Source organism: Bradyrhizobium sp. (assembly GCF_036735945.1).
Taxonomy (GTDB): Bacteria; Pseudomonadota; Alphaproteobacteria; order Rhizobiales; family Xanthobacteraceae; genus Bradyrhizobium.
Map to the genome: position 1 here is coordinate 1 of NZ_DAINNI010000122.1, position 13,948 is coordinate 13,948.

Consider the following 13,948-nt stretch of genomic DNA (forward strand, 5'->3'; position numbering starts at 1 on the left):
GGCTGCCGTAGCCGACGATGGCGACCTTCTTGCCCTTGATCAGGTTCAGGTCGGCATCACGATCGTAATAAACACGCATGGTCGTTTCCTCAATCGATGGCCAAAATCGGCCGGTTAATCAGGCATTTGAGTGGGTGGTGACCGCCGGTCGCCCGCGAATTTCCGGCGTTGTCTAGAGCATTTTCCGTCTCAAAGGAAACCCGTTTCTGCATGGCGCGGTGCGGCATCATGCGTTCATGAAGACCGGATAGAGCGAGGCCAGCAGCAATACCGCCATCACGACATTGAAGGCCCGTACCGCCAGCCGCGAGGTCAGGACCGGCCGCAGCGCCGATCCGAACAGGGCCCAGGCGGTGCAGGACAGGATGCCCAGAATGAGGCTGAGGCCGACCTGGATCGCGATGTTCCAGGGGTAGGTCGCGATGGCGGCATAGGCGGTGATGGTGCCGATCACCATGACCCAGCCCTTGGCGTTGACCCACTGGAACATGGCGGCGCCCCAGAACGTCATCGGCCGTCCCCGGCTCCTGTCCTCCTCCGCCGACGGCGGCTCAGACATCGCGATCGCCCAGGCCAGGTAGATCAAATAGGCCGCCCCGGCATATTTCAGGATGGTCTGCAGCACCGGATAGGCGATGAAGATGGTGCCGAGCCCGATCCCGACCGCGCCGATCATGAAGGCAAACCCCACGGTGATGCCCATGATGTGCGGGATGGTCGGGCGGAAGCCGTAAGTGAGGCCCGAGGACAGCAGCATGATGTTGTTCGGCCCCGGCGTGAAAAACATCACGGTGGCGAACAGCACGAAGGCGATCAGCAGGGAATTCGACATCGGGGCCTCATGCGATCTTTGGCAGCGCTTGTTTTTCTGAAGCCTGAGCACGCTTCGACAGCAGCATGACGGCGATGCCGCCGACCACGGTGACCATGCCGGCCAGCCGCAGAGGCCCGAAGGTTTCGCCGAACGTAACGCTCGACGCAGCCGAGCCGACGAAGGGCACCAATAGCGCGAACGGCACCACCTGCGCCGCCGGGTAGTCCCGCAGCAGCCTGCCCCACAGCCAGTACGCGATGCTGGTCGAGACGCTGCCAAGCCCGATCACGCACAACAGGCCTGTCAGCGACATGTGGGTCAGCGCTTGCCAGGTCGGCTGCGGGCCGTTGGTGATCAGCGTCAGCACGAACAGCGGCACAGCGGCGACCAGGCAGAGCCATGCGAACAGGTCGAACATCGGCACATCCTGCGCGCGGCGCAGCAACAGGTTGCCGGCCGCAAAACTCAGCGGCGAGATCATCAGGATCGCGAAGGCGCCGACGCTGAAATCGTAGCCGACGGTGCCGCAGATCATCAGCAGGCCTACGGTGGCAATGGCAATGCCGACGGTCTGCCACACCCCCGGCCGCTCGCGGAACAGCAGCGCGGCAAAGCCGATGGTGAACAGCGCCTGGCTCTGCACGATCACGCTGGAAAGGCCGACCGGGACCCCATGCGCGATGGCAAACGCCTGCGCCAGAAACTGCCCGAGGAACAGCGTGGAACTGATCGCGGCCAGCACCACAAATGAAACCTTCGGCCGCGCCACGAACAGGCAGGGCAAGGCGGCGATGGCGAAGCGCAGCGTCGTCATCAGTTCCGGCGAAAACTCGTTCAGCGCGATCCGGCTGGCGACAAAGGCGAGCCCCCAGATCACCGCAACGAGCACGGCGATGCCAACATCGGCCGGTTTCATTTTTTTCTAGCTCTGTTGATCCGGCTTCGGTTTGCGCAGGAGATAGGTGCCGTGCATCGGCGCGTGATAATCGACCGATTCGATGGTGAAGCCGATATCGGTCAGCATGCGCTCGATCACCCAGCCGAACGTCGAGTATTCGTCGCGCATATGGGCGACGACGCCCTCGCGCTGGAACTCGTGGTTCTTGATGGTGAACTCGGCCCACTGCTCGACGTCGCGCTCGACGCCGTCGGGCATGCTGACGAACACGATGTCGCGCAGATAGAAATTCGCACCGGGCTTCAGTGCGGCGAAGATGCGCGCCAGCGCCACCGCCTTCCAGAAGTCAGGCAGGTGATGCAGCGTGAACTCGCTGACGATCAGGTCATAGGAGTTCGGCTGGTAGGCGAAGCTGAGCATGCCGGCCGGCTGGGTGCGGATCGCCGCCTTGCGGTCGCGCGCGTAGATGTTGGCGAGCGCCAGCATCGCCGGCGAAATGTCTATGGCGTCGACCTCGGCGCCCATCAGCGCCGCCTCGCAGGCCAGCACGCCGTTGCCGCAACCGATATCGGCCACCCGCCAGCCGCGCTGCACGCCGAGCATGTTCAGCGCCGCCCGCGCACGCTCGTCATTGTCGTCATGCCGGTCGTAGATCGAGGCAACCGCGGAATCGAGCCCGAGCCGCCGTCGTTCAGTGTAATACCAGTCCCGCGCCAGCATGGTTCACATCCCTTCGGGTCCGCGCCCGATCGCCGCAACCCCGGTACGCGACACCTCGACAAGGCCGAGCGGGCGCATCAGGTCGATGAATTGGCTGATTTTTGCCGAATTGCCTGTGATCTCGAACACAAAACTCTCGATCGTCGCGTCGATGACGCGGGCGCGGAATGCGTCCGCCAGCCGCAGCGCCTCGACCCGGTGGTCGCCGCTGCCGCGCACCTTCACCATCGCAAGCTCGCGCTCGATCGAACGGCCCATGATCGTCATATCGACGACGCGGTAGACCGGGATCATGCGGTCGAGCTGATGCTTGATCTGCTCGATCACCATCGGCGTGCCCGTGGTGACGATGGTGATGCGTGAGAGATGCTTCTGGCTCTCGGTCTCCGACACGGTGAGACTGTCGATGTTGTAGCCGCGTCCCGAGAACAGGCCGATCACGCGCGCGAGCACGCCGGGCTCGTTCTGCACCAGCACCGAGAGCGTGTGCGTCTCGTTCGGATCGTGGCGATCTTCCAGGAAGTAGGCGGATGCGGGCTGGTTCATGGTCGTCCCCTTGAATGCTTTCTCGTCACGCCACGGCGCGCTTACCGGTGGAAGTGACCTCCGTCCCGACCCAGTTGCGGAACAGATCAAAATCGATATTGCCGCCCGACAGGACCAGGCCGACGCGCTTGCCGGCGAGCTTTGGCCTTTCCTGCAGGGCCGCGGCGAGCGCGGCCGCGCCGGCGCCCTCGGCGAGATTATGCGTATCGGTCCAGTAGGCGCGCACGGCTGCTGCGACCTCGTCGTCCGTGACCTGCACGATGTGCGAGGCGCCCTTGCGGATCACCGCGAGCGCATCGGCGACGGGAACGCGGGTCGCCATGCCGTCGGCCAGCGTGTTGCTGGTCTCCGTCGTCACGACCTTGCCAGCGGCAAACGACAGCGCGTAGGACGGCGCCTCGGTCGACTGCACGCCGACGATCTCGGTTTTGCGGCCGAGCAGGTCGCGCGCCATGATGCAGCCGCAGATGCCGGAGCCCTGCCCGATCGGCACATAGAGCACGTCGAGATCGGGCGCCGCGCGCAGCAGTTCGAGCGCGTAGGTCGCAACCCCGAGCACGAGGTCCGGATGGAACGACGGCACCATGTGCAGGCCGTCGAACTGGGCGCGGCGTTGCGCCTCTTCGGCCGCCGCCTGAAAATCCTCGCCATGTTCGACGAGCTCGGCGCCGAACGCGCGCATGGCGCGGTTCTTCTCGACCGAATTGCCTTTCGGCACATAGATGACCGCGCGAACGCCGTGGCGGCCGGCGGCGAAAGCCAGGCTCTGGCCGTGATTGCCGCGCGTCGCCGAAATGATGCCCGGAATGTTCGCCCGCTCGCGCTTCAGGCGGTCGAGATAGACCAGTCCGCCGCGCACCTTGAACGCGCCGATCGGCGTGTGGTTCTCATGCTTGACGACGACCTGCGTGCCGAGCCGCTCGGCCAGCAGCGGCCAGGCGTGCGCCGGCGTCGCCGGCACCGCCTGCCCCACGATCTCATGCGCGCATTCGAGTTCGGCGAGGTCAAACACTTCTCGATCCTCTCGCACGCTTGTCATCCCCGCGAAGGCGGGGATCCAGTATTCCAGAGGCGGTCGAATAAGACCGAGACGCCGCAGCGTACTGGATCGCCCGGTCGAGCCGGGCGATGACAGTGGAGTTTGTGCTTAACATCCTCACACCAGCGCCTTGCCGCCGGCGAAGGCCGCGGCCGTTGCCTCGTCGGTGGCTTCCACCGGCAGCAGCATTTCATTGTGCGCCTTGCCGGACGGAATCATCGGGAAGCAGTTTTCCAGCGCGGCGACGCGGCAATCGAACAGCACCGGGCGCTTGACCTTGATCATCTCCCTGAGCGCGCCGTCGAGATCGCCGGGCTTGATCGCCTGCAGGCCGACGCAGCCGAACGCATCCGCCAGCTTGACGAAATCAGGCAGCGCCTCCGAATAGGAGTGCGACAGGCGGTTGCCGTGCAGCAGTTGCTGCCACTGCCGCACCATGCCCATGTACTGGTTGTTCAGGATGAAAATCTTGATCGGCAGTTCATACTGAACCGCCGTCGACATCTCCTGCATGGTCATCTGCACCGAGGCATCGCCCGCGATGTCGATCACGAGGCTGTCGGGATGCGCGACCTGCACGCCGAGCGCGGCCGGCAGGCCGTAGCCCATGGTGCCGAGCCCGCCCGACGTCATCCAGCGATGCGGCTCCTCGAAGCCGAAGAACTGCGCCGCCCACATCTGGTGCTGGCCGACCTCGGTCGTGATGTAGGTGTCGTGGCCCTGCGTCGCCTCGAACAGCTTCTGGATGGCGTATTGCGGCAGGATGATCTCATTGTTCTTCTTGTAGGACAGCGAGTTGCGCGCGCGCCACTTGGCGATCTCCTGCCACCAGGCCTTGATGTCGGGCTTCTTCGCTTCCGCCTTGAACACCTGCAAGAGGTCGCCGAGCACGTTGGCGGCATCGCCGATGATCGGCACGTCGACGCGGATGTTCTTGTTGATCGAGGACGGATCGATGTCGATGTGGATCTTCTTCGAGCCCGGCGAGAACGCGTCGGTGCGGCCGGTGATGCGGTCGTCGAAGCGCGCGCCGATGCACAGCATGACGTCGCAATCATGCATCGCCATGTTGGCTTCGTAGGTGCCGTGCATGCCGAGCATGCCGAGCCAGTTCTTGCCGGATGCCGGATAGGCGCCCAGCCCCATCAGCGTCGAGGTGATCGGGAAGCCGGTAACTTCGACCAGCTCGCGCAACAGCCTGGACGCTTCGGTTCCGGAATTGATGACGCCGCCGCCGGAATAGATCACCGGCCGCTTGGCGGAAGCCAATAACGCCACCGCCTTGCGGATCAGCTGCGCATCGCCCTTCAGGCGCGGGGCGTAGGAAACGTGCACGTCGGACTTGCGCGGCGGATGATAGGTGCCGGTTGCGAATTGCACGTCCTTGGGCACATCGACCAGCACCGGGCCGGGACGGCCCGAGGTCGCGACGTAGAACGCCTCATGCAGCACCTTCGCCAGATCGTTGACGTCGCGGACCAGCCAGTTGTGCTTGGTGCAGGGACGGGTGATGCCGACGGTGTCGCATTCCTGGAACGCGTCATTGCCGATCAGGTGAGTGGGAACCTGTCCGGTGATGCAGACCAGCGGGATCGAATCCATCAGCGCGTCCGTCAGCGGCGTCACCATGTTGGTGGCGCCGGGGCCCGACGTCACCAGCACCACGCCGGGCTTGCCGGTCGAGCGCGCATAGCCCTCGGCCGCATGGCCCGCGCCCTGCTCGTGCCGCACCAGGATGTGCTCGACCTCGCTCTGCTGGAAAATCTCGTCATAGATCGGAAGCACCGCGCCGCCGGGATAGCCGAAGAGGTGCTGGACGCCATGATCGATGAGCGCGCGAACGATCATCGCGGCGCCGGTCATCTGATTGGGGTCGTTGCTCTGGTCGGTCATGGTCTGCTCCGGATGCGCTGTTGCCAGCGGCTTTTGGTCTGTTTCGGGAAATAAAAAAGGGCCCGAGAGGCCCATGCACACCGCCTGAATGTGGGTGGCCGTCAGCCACCCCCGGCGGTGCGCCTGGGTACGACTACGATAAGGGCAAGTTTGGTAATAATATTACGCATTTTGCGGCTCGGACTTCCCAAAGATTGCGCGGGTTATACCGCCCGTTCCCCGGAAGTCAAGGGATAGGACGCTTTCGGCCCGATTTAGTCAGTGTAACTGCGTTCCGGACGTTCGGCGAGGGGGAATTTCACGCGGTGCAGCTATGCAGCATCGCTTCGAGGTCAACCCAGGCTGAGCGATCCCCTCGCCGCCTCTGGCGTCACCCATTCAAATTCCGGCAGTTGATGCCGGAACCAGGTGAATTGCCGCTTGGCGTAATGGCGGGTGTCGGCGCGGCCGGTCTCGGCGGCCTGATCGCGCGTGACCTCGCTGCTCAGATAGCGGATCAACGCCGGCACGCCGTGGGCCTTCATCGCCGGCAGCAGCGGATCGAGCTTGCGCGCGGCAAGCGCTGCGACCTCCTCCAGTGCGCCGGCCTCGAGCATCGTATCGAACCGCGCATCGATCTGCGCGTAGAGCTGGTCCCGTTCGGGTGCCAGGAACAGCGCCGTGAAATCCCCCGGCGGCAATAGCGGCGGCAGGCCTTCGCGGTGCCAGTCCGGCAGCGCGCGGCCGGTCGCCTCGATCACCTCCAGCGCCCGCGCAATCCGGGTACGATCGCGGGGCTTGAGCCGCTCGGCGGAGACCGGATCGCGCCGCGCCAGTTCGGCATGCAGCGCCTCGACACCACAGCGCTCCAGCCGGGCGCGCACGTCCTCGCGGATCTCGGGTCGGATCGGCGGCACCGCCGACAGGCCCCGCGTCAGCGCCTTGAAATAGAGGCCGGAACCGCCGATGAAGATCGGCAGCCGCTTTGCCGCCCGCGCCTCGGCCAGCACCTTTTCGGCATCCGCCACCCAGGCGCCGGCCGAGAAATTGACGGATGCATCGACGTGACCATAGAGCCGGTGCGGCGCACGCGCCTCCTCCGCCACCGTCGGCCGCGCCGTGATGATGCGCAGATCGCGGTAGACCTGCATGGAATCGGTATTGATGACGATTCCGCCGGTCTTTTGCGCCAGTTCGAGCGCCAGGGCCGACTTGCCGCTGGCGGTCGGCCCTGCGATAAGCACGGCCTTGTTCAAATCGAGCCGATACGCCTGCATGTCCCTCGTCGCCACCCTCATCTGCAACCCGGCCAATCCCGCGCTCGACAGCACCATCGTCGACGGCGCGCTGGCCGTGCTCCCCTCGCCCGGCACGGCGGAATGGCTGTTCAACGAAGTGGCAGTCGACATTCCCTTCGACCATCAGGTCAAGAGCCCGGACGAGATCAAGGCGATCGAAACCCGCCTGCAGCAGGCGCGCGGCGATTTTCCGATCGACATTGTCGTGCAGCCTGCGGCCTTCAGGCGCAAGAAGCTTTTTCTGGCCGACATGGATTCCACCATGATCGGCCAGGAATGCATCGACGAGCTGGCCGACTTCGCCGGGCTGAAGGCGCATGTGGCAGCCATCACCGAGCGCGCGATGCGCGGCGAAATCGAGTTCGAGCCGGCGCTGCGCGAGCGCGTCGCGCTGTTGAAGGATCTCCCGGTCGGCGTCGTCGACGAGGTGCTGGCCAGGCACATCACGTTGACACCGGGCGGCCGCGAGCTGGTCATGACCATGCGCGCCAACGGCGCCTACACCTGCCTGATCTCGGGCGGCTTCACGCCGTTCACCAACGCGGTCGCGGCGAAGATCGGCTTTCAGGAAAACCGCGCCAACGTGCTGCAGCTACGCGACGGCAAATTCACCGGCGAGGTGGCCGAGCCGATCCTCGGCCGCGCCGCCAAGCTGGCGACGCTGATCGAGCTTCGCGAATCCTTCGACCTCGACGAGATCGATACGCTGGTCACCGGCGACGGCGCCAACGACCTCGGCATGATCCAGGCGGCGGGACTCGGCGTCGCCTACCACGCCAAGCCGGCGGTAGCGACCGCCGCCGCCGCACGGATCGACCATGGCGACCTCACGGCGCTGCTCTATGCGCAGGGATATCGGCGCGAGGAGTTTGTGGAGGGATAAGAATTTGGCGTCGTCCCTGCGAACGCAGGGACCCATACCGCGTTGTCCTATCGATCAAAGCCAGATGGCTGACGTCTTCCAAAACAATTAGTGCCGCGGCGTATGGGTCCCTGCGTTCGCAGGGACGACAGCGTTGTTCGGGTCGCCCTACTGCACGCTCAGCGCCACGAACCGCAGTTCGCCCTCGCCGTTCGACACCAGCAGCAGCACCGACTTCTTGCCGTCCTTCTTGAGCTGGTCGACCCGCTTCTTGATGTCGGCGGCACTGGTGACGGCTTCCTGCGCCACCTCGACGATGACGTCGCCGGCGGAGAGCCGCTTCTCGGCGGCGTCCGAGGTGCCATCGACGCCGGTGATGATGACGCCCTTGACGCTCTCCTTGATTTTGTACTTCGTTCGCAGATCCTTGCTCAGCGCAGCAAGGTCGAGGCCGAGCGCCTTTTGCGTCACCGGCTTCTCAGTTGGCTCGTCCTTGGTCTTGGCGGCGGCCTGCTGCACCTTGTCATTGTCCTCCAGGCGCCCGAGCGTGACCTTGCGGCTCTCCTCCTTGCCCTTGCGGATGATGACGACGTCGACCTCCTTGCCGACCGCGGTGTCGGCAACGACGCGCGAGAGATCCTTCGGGTCCTTGACGTCCTTGCCGTCGAACTTGACGACGACGTCGCCGGGCTCGATGCCGGCGGGCTTCGCCGGACCCTTGTCGTCGACGCCGGCCACCAGCGCGCCGCGGGCAGGCTTGATGCTGAGGCTTTCGGCGATCTCGTCCGTGACCTGCTGGATGCGCACGCCGAGCCAGCCGCGGCGCAGTTCGCCGAACTGCCGGAGCTGGTCGACGACGCCGGCCACCGTCTTCGACGGCACCGCGAAACCGAGCCCGATCGAGCCGCCGGTCGGCGAGATGATCAGCGTGTTGACGCCGACCACTTCGCCCTCGAGGTTGAACAACGGTCCGCCGGAATTGCCGCGGTTGATGGAGGCGTCGGTCTGGATGTAGTTGTCGTACGGTCCCTGGCTGATGTCGCGGTTGCGCGCCGACACGATGCCGGCGGTGACGGAGCCACCGAGGCTGAACGGGTTGCCGATCGCTATCACCCATTCGCCGAGCCGCAGCTTGTCGGAATCGCCGAACTTCACCGCGTTGACCGGCTTCACCGGCTTGAACTTCAGCACCGCGATGTCGGTCTTCTTGTCGACGCCGACCAGCTCGGCCCTGATCTTGGTGCCGTCGTTCATGATCACGTTGATCTCGTCGGCATCCGCGATGACGTGATTGTTGGTGACGACGACGCCGGAGGCATCGATGATGAAGCCGGAGCCGAGCGAATTGGTCTTGCGCGGCGTCGGCATCTCGCCGCTCTTGTCGCCACCCTTGGGCGATCCGCCGCGGCGATTCTTGAAGAAGTCGTCGAAGAACTCCTCGAACGGCGAGCCCGGCGGCAGTTGCGGCATCTCGGTCCGGCCACCCTTGGCCTCGACGCTCTGCGAGGTCGAGATGTTGACGACGGAATCGATCACCTTCTCGGCGATGTCGGCGATACCGTCCGGGCCGCGCGCGCTGGCCGACACCGGGGCCAGCAAGCTGGCGGCACTGAGCGAGATCGCAATCCCCATCAGGCGCAGGCGCCTCGTCATGGTGGGTCTGGCACCAGTCATATCGGCTTGTCTCCAAAGAGTCGTATTTGGCTCCACAGTGCGCCCGAACGGGTCCGAGGCGCAAGCATCTGGAACCGGTATTCCGCCGGAAAACCGGGCCGGGCCGGCTCACGATTACGTTGGCGCAGCAGGCGTTTTTCGTCGGCGGCGCCGCAGGCATTACGGGACGCGAAACGAGCCAGAAGCTGTATTCACCTCGACGGGCAATTACACGCCGGTGAAGGCCGAAAGTTCCAGAGTTCGTGCTTAAGGTCGTCCGGCGGTAAATTCCCTACCGCCGCACGAACCAGATCAGAAGCAGGCCGATCACCGCCGAGACGATGCCGACGGTCCGCAGAATATTGTCCGGCGTTGCCAGCGCACTCTTCATCGCCCGGCGCATCCAGGCCGGGCTGGCGGCGAACATCAGGCCTTCGAGCACGAACAGGATGCCGACACCGATGAGGAAGTCGGCGAACGCTATGGACCTCACGGTTGGCTTCCCCCAGCTAATCGAGCGCTTCTTGTTTTTTTGCCGGCGAAGCGTCCTCCGCTTCGCCGTCGTAGGTGTTCCTCGCCGGAGGCCTTACTGCTTCGGTGCCGCCGACGCCGAAGGCGCCGCCGGCGGATGGCCGGACGGATTGGCAAAGAAGCGGAAGAACTCGGAATCCGGCCGCAGCAGGAAACGGGTGTCGTTGGAACGCAGCCCGGTCTCATACGCCGTCATCGAGCGATAAAAGGCGAAGAAATCCGGATCGCGGCCGTAGGCCTCGGCGAACAGACGGTTGCGCTCGGCGTCGCCCGCGCCGCGCGTCTGCTCGGCGGTCGAATTGGCCTCGGCGACGATGACGGTCGCCTCGCGGTCGGCCTTGGAGCGGATCTCCTGCGCCTTCTGGCCGCCTTGCGCGCGGAACTCCTGGGCCTCGCGCTCACGTTCGGTCTGCATGCGCTTGTAGACCGCCTGGCTGTTCTGCTCCGGCAGATCGGCGCGGCGGATCCGCACGTCGACCACCTCGATGCCGTACTGGTCGGCCTCCCGGTCGAGTTGCTCGCGGATGCGCGTCATCAGGGTCTCGCGTTCGTCACGCACCACGTTGATGAAGGAGACCTCGCCCAGCACGCGGCGCAGCGCTGCGTTCAACAGCGTGGTGAGCTGGATGTTGGCGGCCTGGATCGAGCCGATGCTCTGATAGAAGCGCAGCGGGTTCTTGATCCGGTAGCGCGCGAAGGCGTCGACGACGAGCCGCTTCTGGTCGGACGCGATGACTTCCTGCGACGGGTTTTCCAGATCGAGGATGCGCTTGTCGATGCTGATGACGGTGTCGATGAACGGCGCCTTGAAGTTCAGGCCCGGCTGGGACACGACGTCGACCGGCCGGCCGAGCCGGACCACGAGCGCCTGCTCGGTCTGCGACACCGTGAAGATCGAACTGTAACCCACGATCACCACGATGAACAAAAGGATCAGGGTGACAATACCTGCGATCGGAGACCTCATCGCGTGCCTCCGCTCGGCTGCTGCTGACCCGTCGTCGGCGGCGGCCGGCGCGGCGTCAATTCGCTGAGCGGCAGATACGGCACGACGCTCTGTGCCGAATTGCCTCCGTCATAGACCAGCTTCTCGGACCCGCCGAGAATCCGCTCCATCGTCTCCAGGTAAATTCGCTGCCGCGTCACGTCGGGCGCCTTCTTGTATTCGTCGTAGACCTTCGTAAAGCGCGCGCTCTGGCCCTTGGCCTCGGCGACCGCCTGTTCCCTGTAACCTTCTGCGACCTGCAGTATCTGCGCGGCGCGACCGCGGGCGTCGGGAATGACGCGGTTGGCGTAGGTCTGCGCCTCGTTCTGCAGCCGCTCGAAGTCGGCGCGCGCAGCCTGCACGTCGCGGAACGCGTCGATCACCTGCGCGGGCGGGTCGACCTTCTGCATCTGCACCTGCGTGATCTGAACGCCGGAGCCGTAGCTGTCCAGCGTCTTCTGCATCAGTTCATGAACGGCCTGCTCGGTGGTGTTGCGGGCACCGGTCAGGATCGGCTGGATCTGCGAACGCCCGATCACCTCGCGCATCGCGCTTTCGGCCACCGCCTTCACGGTGCCCTCGGGATTCTGGATGTTGAACAGGAAATCGCCGACGCCATTCGGCTTGATCCGCCACAGCACCGTGAAATCGACGTCGACGATGTTTTCGTCGCCGGTCAGCATCAGGCTTTCTTCCGGCACGTCGCGCATGGTGCGGCCGCGCCGGGCGGGGTCGTCGATCAGCGACATGCCGATCGAGAGCGTGGAGACGCGCAGCGCCTTCGGCAGCAGCACGGTTTCAATCGGATACGGCAGATGATAGTTCAGGCCGGGCTCCACGGTGCGCACATGCTTGCCGAAACGCAGCACGACGCCGAGTTCTTCCGACTGCACGCGGAAGAATCCGGACAAACCCCAGATCGCCAGCGCACCGACCAGCACGAGCGCGATGCCCATGCCGCTGAAATGGCCGCCCGGCAGAAGCTGCTGCAGCTTGTCCTGGCCGCGCCGCAGGAGGTCCTCGAGATCCGGCGGCCTTGGCCCGACCGATTGCGGGCCCCCGCCGCCCCACGGTCCCTTGGGACCCTGGCCCCACGGTCCTCCGCCTTGATTCTTCCACGGCATGTAAACTCTCCTCTGCGGGGGCCCGGCCCCACCGGTGGGGCTGAAAGCCTGGGCCTCGCATATCCGGTCGGCTTTATAGGGGACCGCTAGGTCCCTTACAACGCAAGCTTACCGCTCGAAGCAGCTATGCTCGCAGCCATAATTGTCAATGCAAACATCGGTTAGCGAGGTTAACGCGCCAATTAAGGCTTACTGCGCCGACGATATGTCACATAGGAAAACTCGGCACTGTCGTGCGGTCCGGCCGGATTCCGCACCCGCGCCACCTCCTCCCACACGGCAGCGTCGATGGCCGGGAAATGCGTGTCGCCGTCGGGCCGGGCATGCACCTCGGTAATCTCCAGGCGATCGGCGTCATCCATCCATTGCGCGTAGATTTCGGCGCCGCCGATCACCGCGATTTCAGTGGCGAAACGCCGCAGCGCATCGCCCGTGGCGATCGCCTTCGCGTCGGTGAAGGAATGGGTAACCACGACGCCGTCGGCGCGAAAGGCCGCATCGCGGGTCACGACGATATTGGTCCGCCCGGGAAGCGGCCGGCCGATCGAGACGAAAGTCTTGCGTCCCATCACCACGGGCTTGCCTGTCGTCAGCGCCTTGAGGCGCGCCAAGTCGGATTTCAGCCGCCACGGCATGCCGCCCCGCGCGCCGATCACGCCATTCTCCGCAATTGCGGCGACGAAAACGATTTCCATCAGCGCGTCCCTTGTGCCAGAGCCGTCAGCGCCGGACCGCCGACGCGGCAGGTCGTCCACTCATCCATCAGCTCGGCGCCGAGCGATTTGTAGAATTCGATCGACGGCGTGTTCCAGTCGAGCACGGACCATTGCAATCGCGACCAGCCGTTAGCCACACACTCTTTTGCAAGATGCGCCAGCAGCGCCTTGCCGATACCCTTGCCGCGCAGCGCCGGACGGACGAACAGATCCTCCAGATAGATTCCGGAGCGGCCGCTGAAGGTCGAGAAATTGACGAACCAGACCGCGAAGCCGGCCGGCGCGCCATCCCATTCGGCGATGTCGCAGAACAGCCGCGGATTGTCGCCGAACAGCGCGGCGTCGATGCCGGCCTCGGTCGCCTCGACCTCGTGCAGCAGCTTTTCGTATTCGGCGAGTTCGCGGACGAATGACAGGACGAGGCCTGCCTCGCCGGGGCGCGCGCGGCGGATATCGAGAGACATCAATCCCTCACACCGCAACCTCGGCCTTGATATGCGGGTGCGGATCGTAGCCTTCGAGCGCGAAATCCTCGTAGCGGAACGCGAAGATATCCTTCACGGCAGGATTGATCTTCATGACAGGCAATGGCCGCGTCGGCCGTGTCAGTTGCAGCCGCGCCTGTTCGAGGTGGTTGGAGTAGAGATGCGCGTCGCCCAACGAATGCACGAAATCGCCCGGCTTCAATCCGGTCACCTGCGCCACCATCATGGTCAGCAACGCATAGGACGCGATGTTGAAGGGCACGCCGAGAAACACGTCGGCGGAGCGCTGATAGAGCTGGCAGGAAAGCTTGCCGTTCGCGACGTAGAACTGGAACAGGCAGTGACAGGGAGGCAGCGCCATCTTGTCGACGTCGGCCGGATTCCAGGCGCTGACGATCAGCCGCC

At 64.8% G+C, this 13,948-nt stretch carries 15 protein-coding genes; 1 reads left to right on the forward strand and 14 read right to left on the reverse strand.

What is annotated here, in order from left to right; translation table 11 throughout:
- Positions 1–226: 226 nt before the first annotated feature.
- From V7E26_RS24960 to miaA, 7 genes are all read right to left on the reverse strand, one after another.
- Positions 227–832 carry a LysE family translocator gene (locus V7E26_RS24960; RefSeq protein WP_324421511.1) on the reverse strand — a complete coding sequence of 202 codons (606 nt, stop codon included), beginning with the start codon at positions 830–832 and terminating at the stop codon, positions 227–229.
- A gap of 7 nt (positions 833–839) precedes the next feature.
- Positions 840–1,730, reverse strand: a complete 891-nt coding sequence (locus V7E26_RS24965) for an EamA family transporter (protein WP_324421513.1) — start codon at positions 1,728–1,730, stop codon at positions 840–842.
- Between the two features lie 6 nt (positions 1,731–1,736).
- Positions 1,737–2,432, reverse strand: coding sequence for a class I SAM-dependent methyltransferase (locus V7E26_RS24970; protein WP_324421515.1), 696 nt, complete (start codon positions 2,430–2,432; stop codon positions 1,737–1,739).
- 3 nt (positions 2,433–2,435) lie between these two features.
- Positions 2,436–2,978: an acetolactate synthase small subunit gene (gene ilvN / locus V7E26_RS24975; RefSeq protein ID WP_324421517.1), complete on the reverse strand. Its 543-nt coding sequence runs from the start codon at positions 2,976–2,978 to the stop codon at positions 2,436–2,438.
- Between the two features lie 25 nt (positions 2,979–3,003).
- Positions 3,004–3,990: a threonine dehydratase gene (locus V7E26_RS24980; RefSeq protein WP_324421519.1), complete on the reverse strand. Its 987-nt coding sequence runs from the start codon at positions 3,988–3,990 to the stop codon at positions 3,004–3,006.
- Positions 3,991–4,134: 144 nt separating this feature from the next.
- On the reverse strand, positions 4,135–5,910 hold the full coding sequence (locus V7E26_RS24985) for an acetolactate synthase 3 large subunit (protein WP_324421521.1): 1,776 nt from the start codon (positions 5,908–5,910) through the stop codon (positions 4,135–4,137).
- Positions 5,911–6,242: 332 nt separating this feature from the next.
- Complete coding sequence (gene miaA / locus V7E26_RS24990; RefSeq protein WP_324421523.1) at positions 6,243–7,187, reverse strand: tRNA (adenosine(37)-N6)-dimethylallyltransferase MiaA; 945 nt, start codon at positions 7,185–7,187, stop codon at positions 6,243–6,245.
- Here miaA and serB point away from each other — a divergent pair.
- Positions 7,165–8,070, forward strand: a complete 906-nt coding sequence (gene serB / locus V7E26_RS24995; RefSeq protein ID WP_324421525.1) for a phosphoserine phosphatase SerB — start codon at positions 7,165–7,167, stop codon at positions 8,068–8,070. The two genes, miaA and serB, sit on opposite strands and share 23 nt — an antisense overlap.
- A gap of 147 nt (positions 8,071–8,217) precedes the next feature.
- Here serB and V7E26_RS25000 read toward each other — a convergent pair whose 3' ends face one another.
- From V7E26_RS25000 to thyA, 7 genes are all read right to left on the reverse strand, one after another.
- Positions 8,218–9,702 (reverse strand): Do family serine endopeptidase, encoded by a 1,485-nt coding sequence (locus tag V7E26_RS25000; RefSeq protein WP_442893475.1) that lies wholly within the window; start codon positions 9,700–9,702, stop codon positions 8,218–8,220.
- A 292-nt stretch (positions 9,703–9,994) separates the two neighbouring features.
- A complete protein-coding gene (locus V7E26_RS25005) occupies positions 9,995–10,195 on the reverse strand; it encodes a DUF2065 domain-containing protein (protein ID WP_324421529.1) in 201 nt (66 codons plus the stop codon).
- A 93-nt stretch (positions 10,196–10,288) separates the two neighbouring features.
- A complete protein-coding gene (gene hflC, locus V7E26_RS25010; protein ID WP_324421531.1) occupies positions 10,289–11,200 on the reverse strand; it encodes a protease modulator HflC in 912 nt (303 codons plus the stop codon).
- A complete protein-coding gene (gene hflK / locus V7E26_RS25015; protein WP_324421533.1) occupies positions 11,197–12,342 on the reverse strand; it encodes an FtsH protease activity modulator HflK in 1,146 nt (381 codons plus the stop codon). The genes hflC and hflK overlap by 4 nt, the downstream gene beginning before the upstream one ends.
- 182 nt (positions 12,343–12,524) lie before the next feature.
- Positions 12,525–13,037 (reverse strand): dihydrofolate reductase, encoded by a 513-nt coding sequence (locus V7E26_RS25020; RefSeq protein WP_324421535.1) that lies wholly within the window; start codon positions 13,035–13,037, stop codon positions 12,525–12,527.
- Positions 13,037–13,522: a GNAT family N-acetyltransferase gene (locus V7E26_RS25025; protein ID WP_324421537.1), complete on the reverse strand. Its 486-nt coding sequence runs from the start codon at positions 13,520–13,522 to the stop codon at positions 13,037–13,039. The genes V7E26_RS25020 and V7E26_RS25025 overlap by 1 nt, the downstream gene beginning before the upstream one ends.
- 7 nt (positions 13,523–13,529) lie before the next feature.
- The coding region (gene thyA / locus V7E26_RS25030; RefSeq protein WP_324421539.1) for a thymidylate synthase at positions 13,530–13,948 on the reverse strand (419 nt) is incomplete at its 5' end.

What these genes read in the sequence shown, in the direction of transcription:
- V7E26_RS24960 (WP_324421511.1), bottom strand. Translation starts at nt 832, where the DNA reads ATGTCGAATTCCCTGCTGATCGCCTTCGTGCTGTTCGCCACCGTGATG.
- V7E26_RS24965 (WP_324421513.1), bottom strand. Translation starts at nt 1,730, where the DNA reads ATGAAACCGGCCGATGTTGGCATCGCCGTGCTCGTTGCGGTGATCTGG.
- V7E26_RS24970 (WP_324421515.1), bottom strand. Translation starts at nt 2,432, where the DNA reads ATGCTGGCGCGGGACTGGTATTACACTGAACGACGGCGGCTCGGGCTC.
- ilvN (WP_324421517.1), bottom strand. Translation starts at nt 2,978, where the DNA reads ATGAACCAGCCCGCATCCGCCTACTTCCTGGAAGATCGCCACGATCCG.
- V7E26_RS24985 (WP_324421521.1), bottom strand. Translation starts at nt 5,910, where the DNA reads ATGACCGACCAGAGCAACGACCCCAATCAGATGACCGGCGCCGCGATG.
- serB (WP_324421525.1), top strand. Translation starts at nt 7,165, where the DNA reads ATGTCCCTCGTCGCCACCCTCATCTGCAACCCGGCCAATCCCGCGCTC.
- miaA (WP_324421523.1), bottom strand. Translation starts at nt 7,187, where the DNA reads ATGAGGGTGGCGACGAGGGACATGCAGGCGTATCGGCTCGATTTGAAC.
- V7E26_RS25000 (WP_442893475.1), bottom strand. Translation starts at nt 9,702, where the DNA reads ATGACGAGGCGCCTGCGCCTGATGGGGATTGCGATCTCGCTCAGTGCC.
- hflC (WP_324421531.1), bottom strand. Translation starts at nt 11,200, where the DNA reads ATGAGGTCTCCGATCGCAGGTATTGTCACCCTGATCCTTTTGTTCATC.
- hflK (WP_324421533.1), bottom strand. Translation starts at nt 12,342, where the DNA reads ATGCCGTGGAAGAATCAAGGCGGAGGACCGTGGGGCCAGGGTCCCAAG.
- V7E26_RS25020 (WP_324421535.1), bottom strand. Translation starts at nt 13,037, where the DNA reads ATGGAAATCGTTTTCGTCGCCGCAATTGCGGAGAATGGCGTGATCGGC.
- V7E26_RS25025 (WP_324421537.1), bottom strand. Translation starts at nt 13,522, where the DNA reads ATGTCTCTCGATATCCGCCGCGCGCGCCCCGGCGAGGCAGGCCTCGTC.